The sequence below is a fragment of the Vibrio aphrogenes genome, from assembly GCF_002157735.2.
In the GTDB taxonomy this organism is placed as follows: Bacteria; Pseudomonadota; Gammaproteobacteria; order Enterobacterales; family Vibrionaceae; genus Vibrio; species Vibrio aphrogenes.
In genome coordinates, this window is the sequence record NZ_AP018690.1 from 115,638 (window position 1) to 136,106 (window position 20,469).

The following is a 20,469-nucleotide window of genomic DNA, read 5'->3' on the forward strand; positions in this document are numbered from 1 at the left end:
GAGCTGGGGATTTCATTATTTTAGGCTAGGATTCTTAAACCTTATTTAAGATCAAAGCGATCCAATTCCATTACTTTGGTCCAAGTTTTCACGAAGTCTTTTACGAACTTCTCTTTGGCGTCAGCGCAAGCGTATACTTCTGCGACTGCACGTAGTTGAGAGTTTGAGCCGAAAACAAGGTCAGCACGGGTGGCTTTCCACTTCACTTCGCCAGACTTACGATCAGTACCTTGGTACAGTTTCTTATCATCGCTGGTGGCTTTCCATTCCGTTGACATGTCGAGTAAGTTAACAAAGAAGTCATTGCTTAATGTTTCTTTCTTATCAGTAAACACGCCGTATTCGGTTTGACCGTAGTTGGTGCCTAGAACGCGTAGACCACCAATGAGTACTGTCATTTCAGGAGCTGTAAGTGTTAGCAACTGCGCTTTATCGATTAACAGGAACTCAGCAGGGGCTTTAGTTTTGCCACTGTCGTAGTTGCGGAAGCCATCCGCTACAGGGTTCAAGTATTCAAATGATTCAACTTCTGTTTGCTCTTGGGTTGCATCAGCGCGGCCTGCGTGGAACGGTACTTCGACAGTTACACCAGCATTTTTCGCTGCTTGTTCTACTGCTACGTTACCTGCAAGTACGAGCAAATCAGCAAGAGAAACTTGTTTGCCGCCTGATTGTGCTTGGTTGAACGCTTCTTGGATTTCTTCCAATTTTGCCAGTACTTTTGCAAGTTGTTCTGGTTGGTTGACTTCCCAATCTTTTTGCGGAGCAAGACGAATACGAGCGCCGTTTACGCCACCACGCATGTCTGAACCACGGAAGCTAGAAGCTGCTGCCCATGCCGTTGTGGCAAGTTCTGAAACCGATAGGCCAGATTCAAGTACTTGTTTTTTCAGTTCGGCTTCATCGGCTTTATCAATCAGAGGGTGTTTCACTTCTGGAATTGGGTCTTGCCAAATTAAATCTTCAGCAGGGACTTCTTGGCCTAAGTAGCGTGCTTTTGGCCCCATGTCACGGTGCGTCAGTTTGAACCAAGCGCGAGCAAACGCTTCTTGGAATTCAAGTGGGTTATCTAGGAAACGACGAGAGATTTTTTCATACTCAGGATCGAAACGTAGTGATAAGTCCGTAGTCAACATGGTTGGCTTGTGTTTTTTCGAAGCGTCATGCGCATCAGGAACACTGTTGTCATCTGTTTTCGCTACCCATTGCCATGCACCCGCTGGGCTTTTCACTAGATCCCATTCGTATTTGAATAGGTTATCTAGGAAGTAGTAGCTCCATTTGGTTGGGGTTTGTGTCCAAGTAACTTCAAGGCCAGAACCGATGGTATCGCCACCTTTACCTGTACCGAATTTGTTCGCCCAACCTAAACCTTGTGCTTCAAGATCTGACGCTTCTGGATCGGCACCTACGTTTGCGGCATCGCCAGCACCGTGTGTTTTACCAAAGGTGTGACCACCCGCGATAAGTGCAACGGTTTCTTCGTCATTCATTGCCATACGTGCAAAGGTGTCACGGATGTCTTTTGCTGCAAGTAGAGGGTCTGGCTTACCACCTGGACCTTCTGGGTTAACGTAGATTAAGCCCATCTCAACGGCCGCTAATGGATTTTCTAGATCACGTTCACCTGTATAGCGTTTGTTATCTTCAAGCCATGTAGTTTCTTGGCCCCAGTATACGTCTTGCTCTGGTTCCCAAACATCTTTACGACCGCCAGCAAAGCCAAAGGTTTTAAAGCCCATTGATTCTAGTGCGACGTTACCAGTTAGGATAAACAAGTCAGCCCAAGAGATTTTTTTGCCGTATTTTTGCTTGATAGGCCAAATTAGACGACGAGCTTTATCAAGGTTAACGTTATCTGGCCAGCTGTTTAGAGGCGCAAAACGCTGTTGACCTGTACCGCCGCCGCCGCGACCATCTTGTACGCGGTAAGTACCCGCACTGTGCCATGCCATACGAATGAATAATGGACCGTAATGGCCGAAGTCAGCAGGCCACCAATCTTGAGAATTGGTCATTAAATCATGTAAATCTTTTTTAACCGCTTTTAAATCAAGGCTTAAGAATTCTTTTTCATAGTCAAAATCTGGGTCCATAGGATCAGATTTTTGGTCTTGTTGATGCAGAATGGATAGATCCAGTTGGTTTGGCCACCAATCTTTATTTTGTGTACCTGTTGCAGCAGTATTTCCACTGTTGTGAAAAGGACATTTAGACTCACTAGACATAAACCGTCTCCTTGTGAAGTGTGATAATAGTTTGATTTGTTGGTTGAAAATTTACGCGAATTTCCTCAAGCTGACTAATCGGAATTACCGATAATATTCATAGATATTACCTTGTAAATTTAAAGGTTAAATGAATGTGGCTCCATTATTTGGATTATTTATTACAGACATGGTGCTGAATTCGTTACAATGCGCCATCTATTTCACATTTTGAGAAATACAATGTCATTTTCCAAACTGGGTTTAAGCCCTTTAATCTTGCAAGCATTGGCTGAGCAAGGTTATGAAAAACCAACGACTATTCAGCAAAAAGCCATTCCAATTATTCTTAATGGCAAAAACTTAATTGCTGCGGCGCAAACGGGTACGGGTAAAACCGCCAGCTTTGTGTTGCCGATTTTGCAGCAATTGAGCCAAGGGCAAACTCAACGTAAAAAACGTATTCGAGCCTTAATTTTAGTCCCTACTCGCGAACTTGCTATTCAAGTTGATGAAAATATCAAAGCTTATGGTAAGCATTTGAATCTTAAATCAATGGCCATGTTCGGTGGGGTTGATTACGCGCCACAGAAACAAGCCTTGATTGAGGGTGTTGACATCTTGGTGGCGACTCCAGGGCGTTTGATTGACTTGTATGGTCAACACGCGGTGCATTTTGAAGAAGTGGAAACGTTAGTTCTGGATGAAGCCGACCGTATGCTCGACATGGGCTTTATTGAAGACATCAATAAGATCCTCGCTCGCTTGCCGGAGAACATTCAAAACCTATTGTTTTCTGCCACCTTATCTAACCCTGTGCGTGAATTAGCACGTACAGCGATTGATGAAGCTGAAGAAATCAGTATTGCTAAGCACAGCGCGTCAAAATCGAATATTAGTCAGTGGTTAGTGACCGTAGATAAAGACATGAAATCGTCTCTCTTGGCTCATTTACTTAATGAAAACCCTTGGCCACAAGTGCTTATCTTTATCGAAACTCGACATGGCGCGGCTAAATTAGTGGCTCAGTTAGAAAAACGTGGCATTGCAGCCGAAGCGATCCACAGTGGCCGTAACCAAGCTTCACGTGCACGAGTATTGGACGAGTTTAAGCAAGGTAAAGTGAAATACTTAGTAGCGACAGGGGTTGCAGCGCGGGGGATTGATATTGATGATCTGCCTTGTGTGATCAACTACGATTTACCTTATCCAGCCGATGATTATGTTCACCGCATTGGTCGTACTGGCCGTGCTGGTGCGCAAGGTGAAGCGGTATCCTTGCTTTCAAAAGATGACTTTAAAAACTTATGTATGATTGAAAGTCGCTTAGGACATTTAATCGAACGCCGAGTGGTTGAAGGGTTCGAACCCAGAAAGCCAGTGCCGACTTCGATCTTAAATTACGTGCCTAAGCATAAACGCGAACAATAGCCCGTCATTGCTAGCAATACCTTAAGCTTGTAAGCCTATAAATTTAAGCCCCCAGAGTGAATAAACTACTTTGGGGGCTTTATGTTTTTTGAATGGAGTAGATAAGTATGATTGCCATCAGATCGATATCAATATTAGCGACAACGTAAAGAGTTATTGATGGTCTCAGTCGCTGATTAGTTTTTAATTGCCCGAAAGATTGAGTGTCATTTTAAAATTACGGAGCTGTTGGCCTCTTAATGCCACAGATTGTTCTTGCTGCGTTTCAAATCCAAAGTGCTCAAAAAAAGGTTTTGCGGTTTGGCTGACATGCGAATATAGGGTATGGATATGTTGTTGCTCAGCACGTGCGACAATTGACTGCATCAGCGCACGACCTATCCCACAACCTTGATACTGATAATGGCAAAAGAAATGGTCGATCAGCCCGTCAGGTTGCAAGTCTGCATAACCTACAATTTTACCGTCTATTTCGGCGATAAAGGGCTGCAAATTTGCCATGTGTTGCGCCCAAGTACTTTGGTCATATTCATCCGGTGCCCAAGCTTCGAGTTGCGCTAGTGTGTAATCTTTAGCGTTAACTTGTCGCACGGTATGAAAAAACAGTTGTCGCAAATGGTGAGCGTCATGGTGAGTATATTGGCGGATGTTGATGGTCATTCGAATCCACTATTATGAGAAAATAACAGGCAACAGTGTAAGTTTTACTGCTTGAAATGCAATGGCTATTGAGTGAATTGGGGCTAAACAGAGAGTGAAGCCATGTTTTTATTGGATAGACAGAAACATTGCATAGCCAAGAAGTTGAATAACTAGAAGCTAAATAACTAAAAGACGAAGACCCTGAAGTAGAATAGATAAAAAGTAGAATAAACAAAGACGAAATAGACGACATCTTGGCACGGTCTTGGGTAATATCGTACGTAGCCTCAATTGAAATGGAATACCATGAATATCGAACATCTAAAGTTATTTGTCCGGCTGGCTACCAGTCAAACAATTAGTCAAGCCGGTCATGAGCTGGGGTTATCGCCCGCAGTAGCCAGTTCTTATATCCTTAAATTGGAAGAGCTATTAGGTGTGCGTTTGGTTCATCGTACCACGCGTAAAGTGTCACTGACTTCGGAAGGTCAAACCTTTCTACCTTATGCTGAAGAGGTGTTGTCATCGGTGGAGGCGGCGAAAGGGGCGATTGGGGTGGGGCATACTCAACCAACCGGTACATTAAGGGTGACGGCTCCGGCCTCATTTGGTCGTTTGCATCTTATGCCTGCACTCTCAGAGTTTATGCGTTTGTACCCTGAATTAACGGTGGATTTTCGTTTTTCAGATTCGATTATTGACATGGTGGAAGGAGGATTTGATGTAGCAATCCGAATCGCTGAGTTGAAAGATTCATCATTGATTGCTCGAAAATTAGCTTCAGATCGCCGGATTGTGACGGCGGCCCCTGCGTATATTGAACAATTTGGCGCGCCCCAAAATCCTCAAGAACTGATTGACCATCAATGTATTAATTTAACGGGTTTAGAACACTGGGGATTTAAGACCGAAAGTGGTGTCGTCAACATTAAAACCGCCGGTCGCTTTCGTTGTGATAATGGTGATGCCATGCGAGATGCCACCATTGAAGGTTTAGGCTTATCCATTAACTCTATTTGGAGTGTGTATCAGCAACTACAACGCGGTGAGTTAGTGGAAGTGTTAGCCGACTATCCTCTGGCGAGTGACTCGAATGTTTGGGCAGTATACCCAAGCTCTCGTTTGATGGCTTTAAAGGTAAGGGCTTTTATCGATTTTTATATCGAATATTTTAACCAATCGGCGTGTTGGAATAGGTCATACTTCAATGGGTAAGGCTGGCTCGTGTTTTTGCAGTGAAGTTTTATTTTCAACAAAATCTATAAACTGATTATTTATTTAAGGTTATTATCAATTTTAAATTGGCTGATATGATATGAGCATTTCCAAGGTTCGTTTCTAACGAGTGAGCTAAATGGACCATATCTAATCGAATTTAAGGGTATACAATGTCTCATCAAATTATTACAGATTTAAACAAGCGTTATACAGCCAAAAAGTACGACGCGGACAAGCGCATTTCTGAGCAAGACATGTCGATCATTAAAGAAGCGATTCGTTTGTCGGCCTCATCGATCAATTCTCAGCCATGGAAATTTATCGTGCTAGAAAGTGATGAGGCGAAACAACGCTTTCATGATACTTTTGCTAATCTGCATCAATTTAATCAACCTCATGCCAAAGCGGCGTCACACACGATTTTACTGGCTTATGATCCTAATTTTACAAAAGAAAAGTTTGCTAAACGCGTGGATGCAGAGGTGACCTCAGGCCATTTACCTGCAGATATGTATGAAGCCTTTATGGGGGCTTATGCCTTTGCGGAAGCCAATACCGATGAAACTGGGTTTAATGGCCACTGGACCAAGGCGCAAATGTACATCGCATTAGGTAATCTGCTGCATACATTGGCGCGTTTAGGTATTGACTCTACCCCAATGGAAGGTGTGGATTCACAATTGATTGGTGAAGAGTTTAAGCAAGAATTAGACGGTCATGTGTGTGAAGTTGCCTTGGCAATCGGTTATCACAAAGAGAGTGAAGATTATAATCATGGCTTACCTAAAGCACGACTTGCGATGGAGCAAGTGATTACCACGCTTTAATCCTAGGCTAGGGTAATTAATCGAATTAGGAGAGCATGCGTAGAAGCTTAAAATTGACTGGCTTCTACTTGCCCTCTGATTATTCTTGCCTCGCTCAGCGTACATTTCGTTTTTTCCATCAATTCACTTAACGTGATATCAGGTTGCTGCTCAATTAGGGTGGCTAATTGCTTGGCTTTTGAGTCAGGTTCAGGGCTTGCTTGGGCTAACCCTTGTTGCAGTTTCGTAATGAGATAATGAAACTTGGGGTTCGGCTCTTGTTGCAACACCTCTTGAAAGGCGTGTAAATCTTCTGGAATACCGGTGATCTGCCAATGTCGAGAGCGACGAATACGCTTTAATTGACAATGCATTGAATGCGCAAGGCTTTTTGCATGTTGGCAGGGCTCTCCACCAATTCGATGAATGAGTGAAGGGAGCGTAATGATCAGAAGATGAGAGTTGCTCATTGAAATCTCAGTGTTAGGTCGGTGAAAGCGCTGGCTAGATTGCTTTAAGTTCAACGTTTATTTTAATTAAAACATCGAAGAATTACGAATCTTGACGAGGGCAAGAACGACTCATGTATGCTTTTAAGGCTTGATTAAATACATTGACCTTTTGTTGAAGGTATTTACGGTGGCTGTAAACTGCATTTACTGGGTATGCCCCAAAATCGTAATCGGCCAATAACGGGACTAATTGTTGAGATTGTATATAAGGATCAACGGCAAAATCAGGGCTAATGGTTAAAACTGGGACGTGTGCGGCTAAGGTTGCCGAGGCCAAAGCATTATTGACTGAAATCGTTGCCTGAATGGAAAAACTCACGGTTTCGCCCTGTTTAAAGCATTGTCTTAGTTTTGGGCCTTTATGGTTGCTGTCAAACACGGCGGGTAACTGGGCCAGCTCGCTAGGGTGATTAGGTTGCCCATATTGCTCAATAAATGCAGGTGATGCACAAGCTTTCAAGGTCATATAGCCAATTGAAACGGCAATTAAATCAGAATCTTGAAGGTGTCCAATACGTATGGCAATATCGAACCCTTCAGAGACCAAATCAACAAAACGATCATTTAGCACCACATCGATCGCCAACTCAGGATGTTGCTGGGTAAACTCAGCAATAAATGGCATAAGCACGCACTCACCAAACGTAGTTGGGGCGCTAATACGAAGGCGACCGGCAATTTGTTTTTGATCGCTTTTCATTCCAATTTCGACCATGGAAATATCGTCTAATATTCTTTTGGCTTGTTCATAATAGGCTCGCCCGGCATCGGTTAACTGTAATCCGCGCGTTGAACGGTGAATGAGCCTCACTTCTAAAATGCTCTCGAGCTGTGACACATGGGTGCTCATTAAGGCTTTGGTCTTACCCAAATGATGCGCCGCAGCGGTATAAGAGCCTTTTTCTGCGATGTGCACAAAACTATTCATCAAATTCAATTTATCCACACTGATGTTCCTTTGTTATCCCGAGATTTGTTATCCCGAGATTTGTTATCTCACAGTTCGCTATCTCACAATCTGCTATCTCATACTGAAAAAGTACAGACGATTCAAAATGATTAAGCTGTTAAATATTTCTAAACAATGTGTTCATTATTAGTCGTATTGTCAAATATAAACAATAGATACACACTTAATGTCATCAACACACAAGGTCGATTTAAGCAAAGTAATACCCTGTATTGACCGGTTTGAATGAGGAGTGAGTATGAAATTGGCCCCCGTTATGTTTGTTGGACACGGCTCTCCAATGTTTGCCATTGAAGCGAGTTTAGCCCGTGAGTTATTACAACAGCAACAGCCTGAGTTTTCTGGAGTACAAGCGATTGTGGTGGTGTCTGCTCATTGGGTAACGGATGGCTATACCGGCGTGACTTATGATGAAGCTCCTCAAACGATTCATGATTTTGGTGGTTTTCCTGCAGCCTTATATCAATTGAGTTATCCCGCTTCCGGTCAACCGAGTTTAGCTAAGGCAATCGAGCAACAGTTACTGCAGTCTGGCTATCAAGCGCAATTGCAATCTCAACGTGGCTTAGATCATGGGGCATGGGTGCCATTGCTGCACTTAGTCCCGAAGGCTGATATTCCTGTGATTCAAGTTTCGCTTAATCGCTATTCCAGCGAGGAAGACGTGTATCGATTAGGACAAACATTAAGCCAGTTACGCGAACAGGGAGTCGCTGTCATCGGTTCGGGCTCGCTTACTCATAATTTGCGTGATGTGATTCCAGGTTCTCAGCAGGCGGCGGATTATGTTGTGAAATTGGAACAATGGATACGTGAGCAAATCGTGAATCGAGATGTGCAAGCGCTGCTCAAGGTAGCGACATTACAAGAAGATTTTGCTCGGGCCCATCCCACGCATGAGCACTATTTACCGTTATTGATGGCACTAGGGGCAAGCCAGCCTCGTGATCAATTGACGATATTAAAAGGCGGGGTCCAACATCATGCGCTCTCGATGGAGTCGTATGTATGGCACTGATTCTGTGTTTCTCACTGTAGTTTGGTGTTTCTTGCTGTGATTTAGTGTTTATCACTGTGACTTTGTGAAAAGAGCCAGTCTTGGTTCAACGATACAGCCTCGTTTCACCTATAAATTTCAACATTCGTTTATGAACACATAAGGAAATATTTATGTCCGTAATTCAACAAGTTTTAAAATCATCCCCTAGCTATGCTCCTTTCATTTTACGCATCCCATTAGGCATTATATTAATGGCTCATGGCGCACAAAAATTATTTGGTTGGTTTGGCGGCGGCGGCCTACAAGGCACGGGTCAATTTATGTCGTCACTTGGCCTAGAGCCGGGAGTCTTGATGGCGTTATTAGCAGGGTCGGGAGAGTTTTTTGGTGGCTTATTCTTATTGCTTGGCTTACTGACTCGGCCATCGGCTTTAGTGGTCGCGTTTACGATGCTGGTAGCTATTTTATCGGTGCATATTGATAATGGATTGTTCTTAGCCAATGGGGGTTATGAGTTTGGATTGGCGTTATTAGCCATGGCCATGTCGTTGTTAGCGTCAGGGGCTGGTCGTTTCGGTTTCGATAATCTATTGGCTAAAAAGTATCAATAAAGCGGCAATAAAATGGCACTAAAACTACGATAATAAAGAGCGCCCAATAAAGAGATTGGGCCTTTTTTGTTTGGGATAATTTTGTATCAAGTATATTGCCCAGAAGTAAAGAAGGCGTACAATGAAAATCACTTATTCATTTATTATTGAGCTGAAACATGGAATTAACGCACGCCCTCAAACAAATCCAACCTTCTTATATTCGTGAAATTTTAAAAGATGCCCAATCTGAAGGGGTGATCTCATTAGCGGGTGGTTTGCCTGATGGTCAGCACTTTCCAGTTAAATTAATGGCTTCGTCTTTAGCCTCTTTAGCGCAACGCCCAGACTTGTTTCAATATGGTCAAACCGCAGGTTACGGTCCATTACTTGATTATTTCCGCACTCAATTTCAGTTACCTGAACATCATGACTCTTTGGTGTGTACTGGCTCCCAGCAAGCCTTAGATTTGATTGCTCGAGCCTATGTGAACCCGAATGACAAAGTGGTGATGGAAGCCCCAAGTTATTTAGGCGCGCTACAAGTTTTTGGTTTAGCACAAGCGAATATTTTAAGTGTTTCTCAACAAGCGGACGGCCCTAACTTAGCTGAATTAGAGGCGTGTTTTGCTGAACAAGCCCCGAAACTATTTTACGCGGTACCGGATTTTCATAATCCAACCGGAGTGACCTGGAGTGTGCCGGTTCGGCAAAAAGTTGCGCAACTTTGTCAGCAATATCAAGTGACGTTAGTGGAAGATGTGCCGTATCGTGAGCTGCGATTTAGTGGGGAATTATTGCCTTTAGTGTCGAGCTTTTGCCCTGAACACGCGTTGGTGTTACGTTCTTTTTCCAAGATCGCAACACCGGGAATGCGTATTGGGGTGGTAAGTGGTAAAGCCAACTGGATTGCGCCTTTGGTTAAAGTGAAACAAAGCGCTGATTTGCACTCAAGCATTCCGATGCAAGCGGTGTTACTGGATCTCTTAACTCATGATGAGTTCCCAGCGCACCTAGCTACTTTGCGAGCGCTTTATCAAGAGCGCTACACCAGCTTAGCCGAGCAATTACAAGCTAAATTGCCACAAGGTTGTCATAGTAATCCGGTCGAAGGTGGGATGTTTATTTGGTTAACTTTGCCGCCGTGCGATGATTTTGCTTTGGCGAAACAAGCGCTAACTCATAAAGTGGCAGTGGTGCCGAGTTCCGTATTTTATAAGCAAGGCGAGAAAGTAACGCCGGCGCTGCGTTTGAATTTCACGAATGCAACCTCAGAAGAGTTAGTGATTGCAGTCGATCGCTTGGTTGAGGTGATCAAACAAGAATGTGGCATTGCTTAAAGAAAATGGTATCGCTTAAATAACCATTTGCTTAAATAATCATGTATTGGCGATTAAACGGGCAGAGAGCGCATGTGAAGTGACCCCTTAAAGTTGGACATTTCTGTTATGCGGCTTCTAAGGCCTGATTTCGGTATTCTACCGGAGTTAGGCCTTTTAATTTCACCTTAATCCGATCGTTATTGTAATAATCAATATATTCATCAATGCATGCCATAAGTTGCTCAGCACTGTCAAAGTGGTAACCATGGTACATTTCTGTTTTTAAAAGTGCGAAGAAGTTTTCAGCCACAGCATTATCAAGACAGTTTCCTTTTCTCGACATACTCTGATTTATTCTTTTCTCTTTTAGCTTGTTACGATAATCACGGTGTTGGTATTGCCACCCTTGGTCACTATGTAAAGTTAACGAGGACGCTTGACTTAACTTACTCGTCGCTTTCTCTAGCATCTCGGTCACGAGATGTAATTTAGGTGAGCTCGCTACAGTATGACTAACGACTTCTTGATTAAATAAATCGATGATAGGAGATAAATAGACTTTTTCACCTGCCACTTTAAATTCCGTCACATCGGTCACCCATTTTTCATTTGGTTTCGTCGATTTAAAGTCTCGCTTCAGAATATTCGGGGCAATACGCCCAATCGCACCTTTATAAGAACGATATTTCTTCGGTCTTACGGTCGATTTTAGCCCTAGTTTTGCCATTAAGCGCTGAACCGTTTTATGATTTAAGTAGATGCCTTCTCTACGTAAAGCATAATGAATGCGTCGATAACCATATCGACCTTTATGCTTATGAAATATTCTTTCAATACTCGCTATCTCATTCGCGTAAGGCTCGGGAGTGCTCAACACTTGGCATTGGTAGTAATACACACTCTTGGGCAATCCAATGGATTGCAATAAATGCTGGATTTTGTGTTGGTGTTTTAGAGCTTGAACAGTCAACGCTTTTTCTTTGCTGCTTGACGTTTTAACTTGTCCAGCTCCTCTAACTTTTTTAGAACAGCATTCTCCGCTCTCAAATAAGCCAGTTCCTCTCTGAGTTCATCAAGTGACATGTCTTCATCAGGTTTAGTCGGACGCTTATTTGATTGAGTTTTCATAGATGGTCTGCCTTTAGGTCGGGAATGTAAGCCTTGGAATCCCGACTGATTATAAAGCTTTAACCAAACAGAAATAGTCCCGTTAGAAGAAAAATTGAATTCAGCACTCGCTTGGCTTATAGACCAGTTATTTTCCCACATTGATTTTAATACCGAGAATTTAAAATCTGCGGAATTTTCATAATCAAGAGGTAAAAATGAAGATGAACCATGGATCCTGTAAACAGAAGTCCAATAACGAATTTGGTTCGCAGGAATAGATAACTCTTTTGCAAGAGATGTCGATGATTCGCCATCAAGGCAACGCTGAGCAATGCACAGCTTTAATTCTCTGATGTACTTAGACATAAAATAACCCCCAATGTTGGTGTCCAACTATTGGGGGTCAGTTCAATGTTCTCTGCCATTTTTTTGTGTCGTTTAACGTAGTCTGTTTTATTCCGTGCTGATTTTGTTTTAGTGGCGTGATGCTTTTACCCACCGCTGAAGTTAAATAGTTGCCCCCCAAGCGAGTATCTGCCACGATTTATTTTGCGCGTGTTTAAGCAAACGAGGGCAAGGATTAATCAGATAAGCCTGATCCGCAAATTCACACAAAGGCAAATCGTTGATCGAGTCGGTATAAAAATGCACTTCTGAAAAGCGTTCTTGATGTTGTTCACACCATTGTTGTAGGCGTATGACCTTACCTTGTTGGTAGCTGGGTGTGCCTAATATTTCAGGCGTATAGCGGTTATTTTTTGTGACTAAATCGATGCCAATGGCCTGTTTGATTCCAATCTTTTTGGCGACGGCTTGCACCAGAAAACTGACCGAAGCGGAGATGATTAACATAGTGCAAGTTTGTTGGTGGAGCTTTTCAATTAACTGTTTAGCTTGAGGGAATAACCGTGGCAGGATTTTTTCAACCACGCATTGATCAGCTAATTGGTTCACCTGCTCTACTGATAAATGACGAATGGGCTCAATAGAAAAAGTTAAATAATCCGCCATATCTAACTCACCTTTGGCATACAGGGCCATTAAGCGTTGGTCTTCAGTGAGAAAATTAGGATCGGTTGCGATATGGCGTTCCACCAAAAATTGATGCCACAGCATGGCGCAATCAGCGTTAATGAGGGTTTCATCCATATCAAATACGTATAATGGCTGATCCATTGTTAGGCTCCCACGGGTTGAATTTCATTAAGATTAAACCGCAATTGCAGTTGATGACCAGCTTCGAGTAGCCTTTCTGACGAACGATTTAATAGATCGACGGTCAATGAACACGCCTGACAAGCATTTAATTCCACTTGATAACGAATCACATTGCCCAGTAGCTGGTGGCTTTTAATGGTGGCTTCATGAGGTGAGGAAATGTGATCATCATAATGTCGACCAGATTCTTGAACATAGATAGATTCAGGTCGAATGGCCACTTTATGTTCGGTTTGAATGTGAAAGAGCTGCTGGGCTTGCTCGGCATTAATCAGGTTGTAGTGACCCATAAATGCAGCAACAAATTCGTTGGCCGGTTGAGTATAGATATGCTCTGGCGTGCCTTGTTGAACAATGCTGCCTTTGTTCATAACAAAGATGCGATCAGACATGATCATCGCTTCTTCTTGATCGTGTGTGACAAAAATCGTGGTTAAGTTGAGCTCTTTTTGAATGTCACGGATCTGTTGGCGCAGACGTTTACGAATTTTGGCATCCAATGCAGATAATGGCTCATCTAATAATAAAATCCGAGGTTTGACGACCAAAGCTCTTGCCAATGCCACTCGTTGCTTCTGTCCGCCGGATAATTGATGCGGATAATGCTGTTCACGACCTTGTAAATCGACCAATTCAATGACTTTAGAGACCTCTTGCTGAATGGTCTGTTTCGCGATCTTTTTCATTTTTAAGCCAAAGGCAATATTGTCTTCGACCGTCATGTTGGGAAATAAAGCATAAGATTGAAATACCATCCCAATGCCTCGTTGCTGAGGAATATGATGGGTGATGTCTTGACCATCAACATAAATCTGGCCGCCATCAACATTATTTAACCCTGCAAGGCTTCGTAATAAGGTGGATTTACCACAACCACTAGGTCCGAGTAAGGTAATAAATTCACCTTGTTGGATAGAAAACTCAATATTGTCAAACACCATATTGTGACCGAACGATTTACTCAGTGAGGTGACATTGACGAATTGTGGATCGGTATTTATTTGCATGAGGACGCCCCTTGGCTAAAACGACTGGCAAGCCAAGTCAAAATCAGAATAAAGAAGAAATATGTCATCACTAACGCAGAGGTAAAGTGACCGCTGGTTTGACGCATGTTGTAAAGGTAGATTTGCAGTGTTTCAAAGCGAGTGCCGACTAATATGTTGGCAAATACGAACTCACCTAATAAGAAGGAAAACGAAATAAATAGCGAAGACAGTAACCCTTTTTTTAAGTTTGGTAAGATCACCAATAAAAACGCTTTGCTACTGCTTGCACCGAGTAAATGAGAGGCATCCATTAAATCATGCAATTGAATCGCTTGCAGGTTATTGGCGAGCGAGCGGTACATGAAAGGCAGCGCAATGGTGAAATAGGTGCCCACTAATATCCAAGGCGTGCCAACCAGTCGAATATGGCTGTCAGAGTAGAGTTGCAATAAACCGACTGAAGAGACCACGGGTGGAACAGAAAAGGGCAGTAATATTAGTAGATTCATGACCTTATCTAGTTTAGGGAAGTAATAGAACACCACTAAAATCATTGGGGTAATGAGCGCTAAACTAAAGATCAATGCGCCAAGGCACAACAGAATAGAGCGGCCAAAGGCGGCAATGAATCGTTCATCGCTAAACAATTGCACATACCATTTCAGTGAAAAGCCATCCGGCAAGATGGTGGCTCCCCACTGTGAGGCCAAGGAATACACTAGTGTGGCTATGATAGGTAACAACATGATAGCGACGATGGTGTACACAATGGTTTTGTGCAGTGTTGATGATGATAGCTTCGAAGACACTCCGCTTGGTGAAGGCATTGAATTAGCGTTTTGCATGGAAACTCCTTGTGATCAGCCATTGGTTAATCAGCGTAATAAAGGCTAACAGTGTCAGTAGCAATACGGAGATCGCAGCGGCAAGGTTCGGCTCAAGGAACAAATCACCGGAGACCAAACTCGCAATGCGGATGGTGATCATATTGTAATTGCCCCCAGTTAAGGCGTAGACCGTGGCATAAGCGCCAATGGCATTCGCAATTAAAATGATGAAGGTGCCAAATAAAGCCGGAGCTAGGATCGGTAAGCCTATTTTTAACCAATATTGAAGAGTGTTGGCTCCCAGTAGTGCTGAGGCCTCTTTCCAATCTAGCTTGAGTTGATCAAAAGCAGGGTAGTGCAGCAGCACCGCCAATGGGATTTGAAAGTAGATGTACACCACTAATAACCCTGACTCGCCATAAAGATTAAAGTCTCCGACTAAGCCATGCTGGCGTAGAAATAAGGTGATAGCGCCATTGGTGCCTAAGATGATGATGAAGGCGAAGGCTAAAGGCACGCCGGAAAAGTTGCTGCACATGTTGGTAATGGCGACGATCAGATCGCGCAATTTGCTGTCGACATGACGCAATGAGGACACCAGTACTGTCGCAATCGCGAGCCCAAAAATACTCGACCAGATAGACACCGATAAGCTATTACGAAAGCCTTGTAGCATGAACTTTGAGGTTAATACCTCGTGATAATGCCGCAATGAAAAGTGACCATTATCTAAAAAGCTGTTAATGACGACCCACATCATTGGAGCAATTTGGAATAAATAGAACACCAAAATAAATGGCAATAACCAAACAAGAGGTTTTAATTTGCGTACTGTTTGCATAAAAAGCGCACTTTGCGAGCTTGATTGTCGTTTTGAAACGGTCGATGCTTGAGTATTCATTCTGTTTAATGCCATGAAATTCATTATGTTACCGAATGTGAAGGTTAGTTGGAGACGCTGAGGTACTCTGGATTGAGTAATGCCGCGCAATAAGGTTTGTCATGTTTGAGCCCTAATACTTGGCATAAGGTACCGCAAAGATCGGTTTGGTTTATTTCAATCGCAAAAGGATTGCTTTCGGTTACCTGATCCCCTTGAAAGGCTGGACCGAGTAAAAACAGCGGGACTTCTCGCTCTTCTGCCAAGGTGCCACCATGGGATAAATCATTATTCATGCCATGGTCGCTGGTGATCATGATTTGATAGCCAGTGTGAAGCCAATCAGGAAGAAAATTTGATAATAAAATATCCGCCTGACGAGCCGTATTACGATAATGGGCTGAGTCTAATCCGCTTTGATGCCCAGCATCGTCAATGTTCATCGGATGAATCAACATAAAGTCAGGTTGATGAGCTTTAATCAAGTCATTGGCATCTAACAACACGGCTTCATCTGGGTAATGGTCCCAATGGTAGAAACGGCCATGTTGAATGTTGAGCGAGGTATCATGAGTATTTCGGTCACGCGCAGCCTCAAAGGGCGCTCGGTTATACAGCTCACTCATCCAATGATAGGCCGAGGCTGCAGTGACTTTTCCTTGCTGCTTGGCGAGACTAAAAATGGAGTCATGATGAGATAGACGCACTATATGATTGTGGACGATGCCGCTGTCAATGGGGCGTACTCCGGTTAATAAACATTCATAGAGTGGCCGAGATAAAGAAGGCAACTCACAACTTAATTTAAAAAAGGAGGCTTGTTGATGCTCAATTAATCCTTGTAAGTAGCCCATACACTGACGGGCTACTTGGTAATTGAGGCCATCAAGAATAATTAAGATGACCTTGTTATTCATGGCTTTCACCTAATTATTGTTGGTTAATCAATACGTTTTCTTGCCATTGGCGTGGTAATTGACTAGCCGATTTTTGCCAAGCATTAAAATCTTTAATTGGATGAACATTGGCATACTCCGAATTGGGTAAGAGTTTGGCTTGAATGTCGGCAGGCAGTGTCACATCACTACGAATTGGGCGCGCATATCCTTCGGCAAGGTTGATTTGTCCTTTATCGCTGAAGATATATTCACGCGTTAACTTTGCGGCATTGGGATGTTTAGCAAATTTATTAATGATGGTGGTGTAACCAGAAATCACCGAACCATCTTGTGGGATGCTGACAGTAAAGCGACTACGGTCAATTTGATCTCGGTAATTCAGAGCATTGAAATCCCACATGATCGCAACTTCAATTTCTCCTTTTTCTAAGTTCGCAACACTGGGGTCGGTAAATGACAGACGACCTTGTTTGGCTAATTTGCCGAAGAAATCGATCGCCGGTTTCAGGTTCGCTTCATTTCCTCCCATCGCATAAGCCGCTGCCAGGACAGCATTATTTGCTTGGGCGGCCACTCCTACATCACCAACCGTAACCTTGTAATCACCTTTTAATAAGTCACTCCAAGATTTTGGCGGATTTTTGACGAGATTATTATTGGAAATAAATGAAATAGTACCGGTATAAGCGAGCGCCCAATGACCGTCTTTATCTTTTGCCCAGTCAGGGATGCTCTCCCAAGTGGTTGGTTTGTAAGGCTGAGTGACGCCTTTTTGGACAGCAACACGAGCAAAGGCAAAACCCACATCGCCAATATCTGCTGTGGCATTATTTTTTTCAGCGGCAAATTTGGCAATTTCTTGCGCCGAGCTCATGTCGGTATCTTGATGCTTAATACCATAGTGGCTAGACATATCAGCCCAGGTGCCTTTCCAGTTTGCCCACGAATCTGGCATTCCGACACTATAGACCGCCCCTTCTTTTTGCGCTGCCGTCACCAATGCTTGAGTGTTGGTCTCTTGAGCAAACGTAGAAATAGAGAATAAGGTCGTGATTAAGGTGGTGCTTAATAACAAACGTTTCATATAAGTCGCTTCCTTTGGACTAGGTCAGTAAGTTCACGCACTATCCTAGAGAGCCAATATGACGCTTTAAATTCAGTTATCTTGCAGTTTTAAGTCGCTTTAATGGCAGAACCATGACGGTGATAATGTCTAGTGAAAAGGCAGTTTGATTGTCATCGAGTTGTTATAAAAGCGCTTTAGATTAGGAACGACAGCCGTGGACTAGGTCAGGATGATCTCGGCACTGGCACCAAGTACGAAAGAAGCTAATAAAAAAAGCCAACATAAAGAGCATGTAGGATACTCGATGGATAAACCCACCACTCGTTTGCGACAAATTAGAACTAGGTTAAAAGAAAGGATCGTTTCTGGCGCGATGAGTTATCGCAGTAAATTGCCTTCGGAGCGTGAGTTAAGCGACTTATTCAACACCACTCGAATCACCATTAAAGAGGTGTTGATTTCGTTAGAAACCGAGGGACTGATTTATCGTGAAGGGCGTAAAGGTTGGTTTGTTTCCCCTCCTCGGGTACGTTATAACCCTTTGTCTCGCAGCCATTTTGAAAAAATGATCACCGATCAACAACGTCAGGCTCGCACTGAGCTTGTGAATGTGAAGACAGAGATTGCGCATGGCGAATATGCACAAGCGTTGGCAATTGATTCATTGCAACCGATTCATATTATTGAACGAGTCAGATACATTGATGAGCGCGCGGTCTTATTTGTGGAAAACTGTCTAAGTGTGGCGCTCTTTCCCAATATCTTGCGGCATAATTTGGCCACCTCTTTAACGCACTTATTTATCGAACATTATGGTTACACCACTCAGCGTTCTTGTTTTGAGGTGATCCCAACGGCTGCGCCAAAGCATGTGGCGACCTATCTTGGTCTTACCGAAGGGCAGCCGATTTTAAAAATTTGTCGTATTAACTATAAACAAGACGGTCAACTCATGGATTGTGAATTTGAATACTGGCGGCCAGATTCCGTAATGATCCGTATCGACAGTTGCCTTTAATCGATATTTATTGCGATAAACACTCGTAGAACAAACCCATTTCCGATAGCCTAGAGATACCTATTCCTAATTAGAATGGATTGTCATGTTGTTAGAAGGAATTGAAACGTTATTGATGCTTGAACGCGAAAAAACCATGAGTCGAGTGGGCAGCCAATTATATATTAGCCAATCCGCGGTCAGTAAACGCATTGCTTTATTAGAAAAAAAACTGGGTAAAAAGTTAATTGTGCCGGATGGGCGTCATGTTCGTTTAACCCCTGCGGCCAAAGAGTTGATTGCGAATGTGGCCCCGACCTTTCATGAGCTGCAAGGGCAGATTTATGAACAGCATGACCTGCAAGATCAGACCGTAATACGTTTGGATTGTTCTGAGACGTTAGTGGCTGGCTATCTTTCGGACATGATGGGGCAATATTTTCAAATTGATTCCGCAATCCGAATCAGCACCCATCATACGCCTCGTATTGTTGAGCGGGTGCAATCAGGGCAGGCCACGTTAGGGTTTTGTGCTGGTGACTTACCGCGTCAACATGGTTTGAAGGCATTACGTCTATGTGAAGAGCCGTTTGTTTTGGTCAGCCAACAGCCGTTATCGCAATTGCCTCAATATTTATTAACTAACGATTTAACCAACCCTGCCAACCGTTATCAATTAGACATTCTCAGTCAATTAGGGATAGAGCCTTTAATGGAAATGGATTCTTATACAGCTACGGCGCAATTGGCTTTAGCCGGTGTCGCTCCAGCCTTAGTGCCATTATCGATTGTGAAAACACTAAAAATTGAGGCGAAATACTGCTTTCGGTTTGCCGAGTTGCAACCCTTATTTCGCCCGGTACATCTTTGTTGTCGGCCCAATATTTATCGTAATGAGCGAGTTAAAAGATTGATAACAGCCATTGCTGGTGCTGTTCCCACAGAAGCTTAGTTGCCATGGTCATCGACATAATAATCACTAATGGACGGACAATTTTTTGACCATTGCCTAGCACCACTTTGGCTCCTAGCCGTGCGCCCACAAAATTGCCCACTGCCATCATTAATCCAAGGCTCCAAATTGGCAGCCCAGCTAAGATAAAGAATGCCAAGGCTGCAATGTTGGAAGTGAAATTCAATATTTTGGTTTTGGCGGTGGCGATGACTAAGCTACAGCGGCCAATAGCCACAAAGCAAACGGCAAAAATAGAGCCGGTTCCAGGGCCTAAGAAACCATCATAAAAGCCGACGCTGGTGCCAATGAGAAAAGCAAAGGCGGCATCTGAGAGCTTAGCTTTTTCATCCGGTTGTGGGGCCACAGAGCTGGAAAATAAAAAGTAGCTTGAGATGGCAATCAAAATGATCGGAATAATACTCATCAAGACATCAGGTTTTATAAACTGAACCGCTTCTGCTCCTAATGCTGAGCCAATAAAGGTGCATGTGATGGCTAACCACATGGATTTTAATTGCACCGTACCACTACGAATGAAATATAAACTGGCCGAAAAGCTACCAAAAGAGCTTTGTAATTTATTGGTAGCGAGAGCCTGAGCAGGAGGGATGCCGGCGGCGAGCAGGGCCGGGACAGTTAATAAACCGCCGCCGCCAGCCATGGCATCAATGAAGCCCGCCAATGTGGCCACTGCCACCAATAATGCCATGATCTCAAAAGAAAGTTCCATTTGCTTGTTATTTACCTAAAGGATGAAAGAAGATGCGTCACTATAGCACCGCGCTTTAGGTAGGATTAGCAAAAGCTAGGAATTTAATCTATTCCTATAA

General features: G+C 43.3%; 21 protein-coding genes. 8 read left to right on the top strand and 13 right to left on the bottom strand.

Translation table 11 applies throughout. From position 1 onward, the window contains the following. Positions 1–41: 41 nt before the first annotated feature. Positions 42–2,228: a catalase/peroxidase HPI gene (katG, locus tag VCA1004_RS11785; RefSeq protein ID WP_086981348.1), complete on the bottom strand. Its 2,187-nt coding sequence runs from the start codon at positions 2,226–2,228 to the stop codon at positions 42–44. A gap of 222 nt (positions 2,229–2,450) precedes the next feature. Here katG and VCA1004_RS11790 point away from each other — a divergent pair, with 222 nt between their 5' ends. After that, positions 2,451–3,638 carry a DEAD/DEAH box helicase gene (locus VCA1004_RS11790; protein ID WP_086981349.1) on the top strand — a complete coding sequence of 396 codons (1,188 nt, stop codon included), beginning with the start codon at positions 2,451–2,453 and terminating at the stop codon, positions 3,636–3,638. Between the two features lie 183 nt (positions 3,639–3,821). Here the strand turns inward: VCA1004_RS11790 and VCA1004_RS11795 are convergent, their stop codons facing one another. Continuing rightward, the gene (locus tag VCA1004_RS11795) at positions 3,822–4,298 is read right to left on the bottom strand and encodes a GNAT family N-acetyltransferase (RefSeq protein WP_086981350.1); all 477 of its coding nucleotides are present in this window, start codon (positions 4,296–4,298) and stop codon (positions 3,822–3,824) included. A 288-nt stretch (positions 4,299–4,586) separates the two neighbouring features. On the opposite strand from VCA1004_RS11795, the gene VCA1004_RS11800 reads away from it, so the two are divergent. Together VCA1004_RS11800 and VCA1004_RS11805 are read left to right on the top strand one after the other, a co-directional pair. Next, positions 4,587–5,495 (top strand): LysR family transcriptional regulator, encoded by a 909-nt coding sequence (locus VCA1004_RS11800; protein ID WP_086981351.1) that lies wholly within the window; start codon positions 4,587–4,589, stop codon positions 5,493–5,495. Positions 5,496–5,668: 173 nt separating this feature from the next. Beyond that, on the top strand, positions 5,669–6,325 hold the full coding sequence (locus tag VCA1004_RS11805; protein ID WP_086981352.1) for a nitroreductase family protein: 657 nt from the start codon (positions 5,669–5,671) through the stop codon (positions 6,323–6,325). A 47-nt stretch (positions 6,326–6,372) separates the two neighbouring features. Here the strand turns inward: VCA1004_RS11805 and VCA1004_RS11810 are convergent, their stop codons facing one another. Further along, positions 6,373–6,774, bottom strand: a complete 402-nt coding sequence (locus VCA1004_RS11810) for a ribosome recycling factor family protein (protein WP_086981353.1) — start codon at positions 6,772–6,774, stop codon at positions 6,373–6,375. A gap of 82 nt (positions 6,775–6,856) precedes the next feature. Continuing rightward, positions 6,857–7,762 (bottom strand): LysR family transcriptional regulator, encoded by a 906-nt coding sequence (locus tag VCA1004_RS11815; protein WP_086981354.1) that lies wholly within the window; start codon positions 7,760–7,762, stop codon positions 6,857–6,859. Positions 7,763–8,024: 262 nt separating this feature from the next. On the opposite strand from VCA1004_RS11815, the gene VCA1004_RS11820 reads away from it, so the two are divergent. The 3 genes from VCA1004_RS11820 (at position 8,025) to VCA1004_RS11830 (ending at position 10,716) form a co-directional block, all read left to right on the top strand. Further along, positions 8,025–8,804 (top strand): DODA-type extradiol aromatic ring-opening family dioxygenase, encoded by a 780-nt coding sequence (locus VCA1004_RS11820; protein ID WP_086981355.1) that lies wholly within the window; start codon positions 8,025–8,027, stop codon positions 8,802–8,804. 152 nt (positions 8,805–8,956) lie between these two features. Beyond that, on the top strand, positions 8,957–9,397 hold the full coding sequence (locus VCA1004_RS11825; RefSeq protein ID WP_086981356.1) for a DoxX family protein: 441 nt from the start codon (positions 8,957–8,959) through the stop codon (positions 9,395–9,397). Positions 9,398–9,555: 158 nt separating this feature from the next. Next, the gene (locus VCA1004_RS11830) at positions 9,556–10,716 is read left to right on the top strand and encodes an aminotransferase-like domain-containing protein (protein ID WP_086981357.1); all 1,161 of its coding nucleotides are present in this window, start codon (positions 9,556–9,558) and stop codon (positions 10,714–10,716) included. A 106-nt stretch (positions 10,717–10,822) separates the two neighbouring features. Here the strand turns inward: VCA1004_RS11830 and VCA1004_RS11835 are convergent, their stop codons facing one another. From VCA1004_RS11835 to VCA1004_RS11870, 8 genes are all read right to left on the bottom strand, one after another. Next, the gene (locus VCA1004_RS11835) at positions 10,823–11,668 is read right to left on the bottom strand and encodes an IS3 family transposase (RefSeq protein WP_086981067.1); all 846 of its coding nucleotides are present in this window, start codon (positions 11,666–11,668) and stop codon (positions 10,823–10,825) included. Continuing rightward, positions 11,665–12,174, bottom strand: coding sequence for a helix-turn-helix domain-containing protein (locus tag VCA1004_RS11840; protein ID WP_086981789.1), 510 nt, complete (start codon positions 12,172–12,174; stop codon positions 11,665–11,667). The genes VCA1004_RS11835 and VCA1004_RS11840 overlap by 4 nt, the downstream gene beginning before the upstream one ends. Positions 12,175–12,315: 141 nt before the next feature. After that, on the bottom strand, positions 12,316–12,984 hold the full coding sequence (locus VCA1004_RS11845) for an HAD family hydrolase (protein WP_086980665.1): 669 nt from the start codon (positions 12,982–12,984) through the stop codon (positions 12,316–12,318). 2 nt (positions 12,985–12,986) lie between these two features. Continuing rightward, a complete protein-coding gene (locus VCA1004_RS11850; protein WP_086980666.1) occupies positions 12,987–14,033 on the bottom strand; it encodes an ABC transporter ATP-binding protein in 1,047 nt (348 codons plus the stop codon). Continuing rightward, on the bottom strand, positions 14,024–14,842 hold the full coding sequence (locus tag VCA1004_RS11855; RefSeq protein ID WP_197715846.1) for an ABC transporter permease: 819 nt from the start codon (positions 14,840–14,842) through the stop codon (positions 14,024–14,026). Before VCA1004_RS11855 ends, VCA1004_RS11850 begins: the two co-directional genes overlap by 10 nt. 4 nt (positions 14,843–14,846) lie before the next feature. Beyond that, the gene (locus tag VCA1004_RS11860; protein WP_232012678.1) at positions 14,847–15,683 is read right to left on the bottom strand and encodes an ABC transporter permease; all 837 of its coding nucleotides are present in this window, start codon (positions 15,681–15,683) and stop codon (positions 14,847–14,849) included. 104 nt (positions 15,684–15,787) lie between these two features. After that, on the bottom strand, positions 15,788–16,639 hold the full coding sequence (locus VCA1004_RS11865) for an alkaline phosphatase family protein (RefSeq protein ID WP_086980668.1): 852 nt from the start codon (positions 16,637–16,639) through the stop codon (positions 15,788–15,790). Between the two features lie 13 nt (positions 16,640–16,652). Continuing rightward, entirely contained in the window at positions 16,653–17,705 is a 1,053-nt protein-coding gene (locus VCA1004_RS11870) for an ABC transporter substrate-binding protein (protein ID WP_086980669.1), read from the bottom strand. 286 nt (positions 17,706–17,991) lie between these two features. Here VCA1004_RS11870 and VCA1004_RS11875 point away from each other — a divergent pair, with 286 nt between their 5' ends. Both VCA1004_RS11875 and VCA1004_RS11880 read left to right on the top strand, forming a co-directional pair. Beyond that, complete coding sequence (locus VCA1004_RS11875) at positions 17,992–18,705, top strand: UTRA domain-containing protein (RefSeq protein ID WP_086981359.1); 714 nt, start codon at positions 17,992–17,994, stop codon at positions 18,703–18,705. Positions 18,706–18,790: 85 nt separating this feature from the next. After that, complete coding sequence (locus tag VCA1004_RS11880) at positions 18,791–19,636, top strand: LysR family transcriptional regulator (RefSeq protein ID WP_086980670.1); 846 nt, start codon at positions 18,791–18,793, stop codon at positions 19,634–19,636. On the opposite strand, the gene VCA1004_RS11885 is transcribed toward VCA1004_RS11880, so the two are convergent. After that, positions 19,587–20,369 (bottom strand): TSUP family transporter, encoded by a 783-nt coding sequence (locus VCA1004_RS11885; protein WP_086980671.1) that lies wholly within the window; start codon positions 20,367–20,369, stop codon positions 19,587–19,589. The genes VCA1004_RS11880 and VCA1004_RS11885 overlap by 50 nt on opposite strands. Between the last annotated feature and the right edge of the window lie 100 nt (positions 20,370–20,469).

Bases quoted from the DNA above. Each gene is read 5' to 3' on its own strand.
- katG (WP_086981348.1), bottom strand. From the start codon at position 2,228: ATGTCTAGTGAGTCTAAATGTCCTTTTCACAACAGTGGAAATACTGCT.
- VCA1004_RS11790 (WP_086981349.1), top strand. From the start codon at position 2,451: ATGTCATTTTCCAAACTGGGTTTAAGCCCTTTAATCTTGCAAGCATTG.
- VCA1004_RS11795 (WP_086981350.1), bottom strand. From the start codon at position 4,298: ATGACCATCAACATCCGCCAATATACTCACCATGACGCTCACCATTTG.
- VCA1004_RS11800 (WP_086981351.1), top strand. From the start codon at position 4,587: ATGAATATCGAACATCTAAAGTTATTTGTCCGGCTGGCTACCAGTCAA.
- VCA1004_RS11805 (WP_086981352.1), top strand. From the start codon at position 5,669: ATGTCTCATCAAATTATTACAGATTTAAACAAGCGTTATACAGCCAAA.
- VCA1004_RS11810 (WP_086981353.1), bottom strand. From the start codon at position 6,774: ATGAGCAACTCTCATCTTCTGATCATTACGCTCCCTTCACTCATTCAT.
- VCA1004_RS11820 (WP_086981355.1), top strand. From the start codon at position 8,025: ATGAAATTGGCCCCCGTTATGTTTGTTGGACACGGCTCTCCAATGTTT.
- VCA1004_RS11825 (WP_086981356.1), top strand. From the start codon at position 8,957: ATGTCCGTAATTCAACAAGTTTTAAAATCATCCCCTAGCTATGCTCCT.
- VCA1004_RS11830 (WP_086981357.1), top strand. From the start codon at position 9,556: ATGGAATTAACGCACGCCCTCAAACAAATCCAACCTTCTTATATTCGT.
- VCA1004_RS11840 (WP_086981789.1), bottom strand. From the start codon at position 12,174: ATGTCTAAGTACATCAGAGAATTAAAGCTGTGCATTGCTCAGCGTTGC.
- VCA1004_RS11845 (WP_086980665.1), bottom strand. From the start codon at position 12,984: ATGGATCAGCCATTATACGTATTTGATATGGATGAAACCCTCATTAAC.
- VCA1004_RS11850 (WP_086980666.1), bottom strand. From the start codon at position 14,033: ATGCAAATAAATACCGATCCACAATTCGTCAATGTCACCTCACTGAGT.
- VCA1004_RS11855 (WP_197715846.1), bottom strand. From the start codon at position 14,842: ATGCCTTCACCAAGCGGAGTGTCTTCGAAGCTATCATCATCAACACTG.
- VCA1004_RS11860 (WP_232012678.1), bottom strand. From the start codon at position 15,683: ATGCAAACAGTACGCAAATTAAAACCTCTTGTTTGGTTATTGCCATTT.
- VCA1004_RS11865 (WP_086980668.1), bottom strand. From the start codon at position 16,639: ATGAATAACAAGGTCATCTTAATTATTCTTGATGGCCTCAATTACCAA.
- VCA1004_RS11870 (WP_086980669.1), bottom strand. From the start codon at position 17,705: ATGAAACGTTTGTTATTAAGCACCACCTTAATCACGACCTTATTCTCT.
- VCA1004_RS11875 (WP_086981359.1), top strand. From the start codon at position 17,992: ATGGATAAACCCACCACTCGTTTGCGACAAATTAGAACTAGGTTAAAA.
- VCA1004_RS11880 (WP_086980670.1), top strand. From the start codon at position 18,791: ATGTTGTTAGAAGGAATTGAAACGTTATTGATGCTTGAACGCGAAAAA.
- VCA1004_RS11885 (WP_086980671.1), bottom strand. From the start codon at position 20,369: ATGGAACTTTCTTTTGAGATCATGGCATTATTGGTGGCAGTGGCCACA.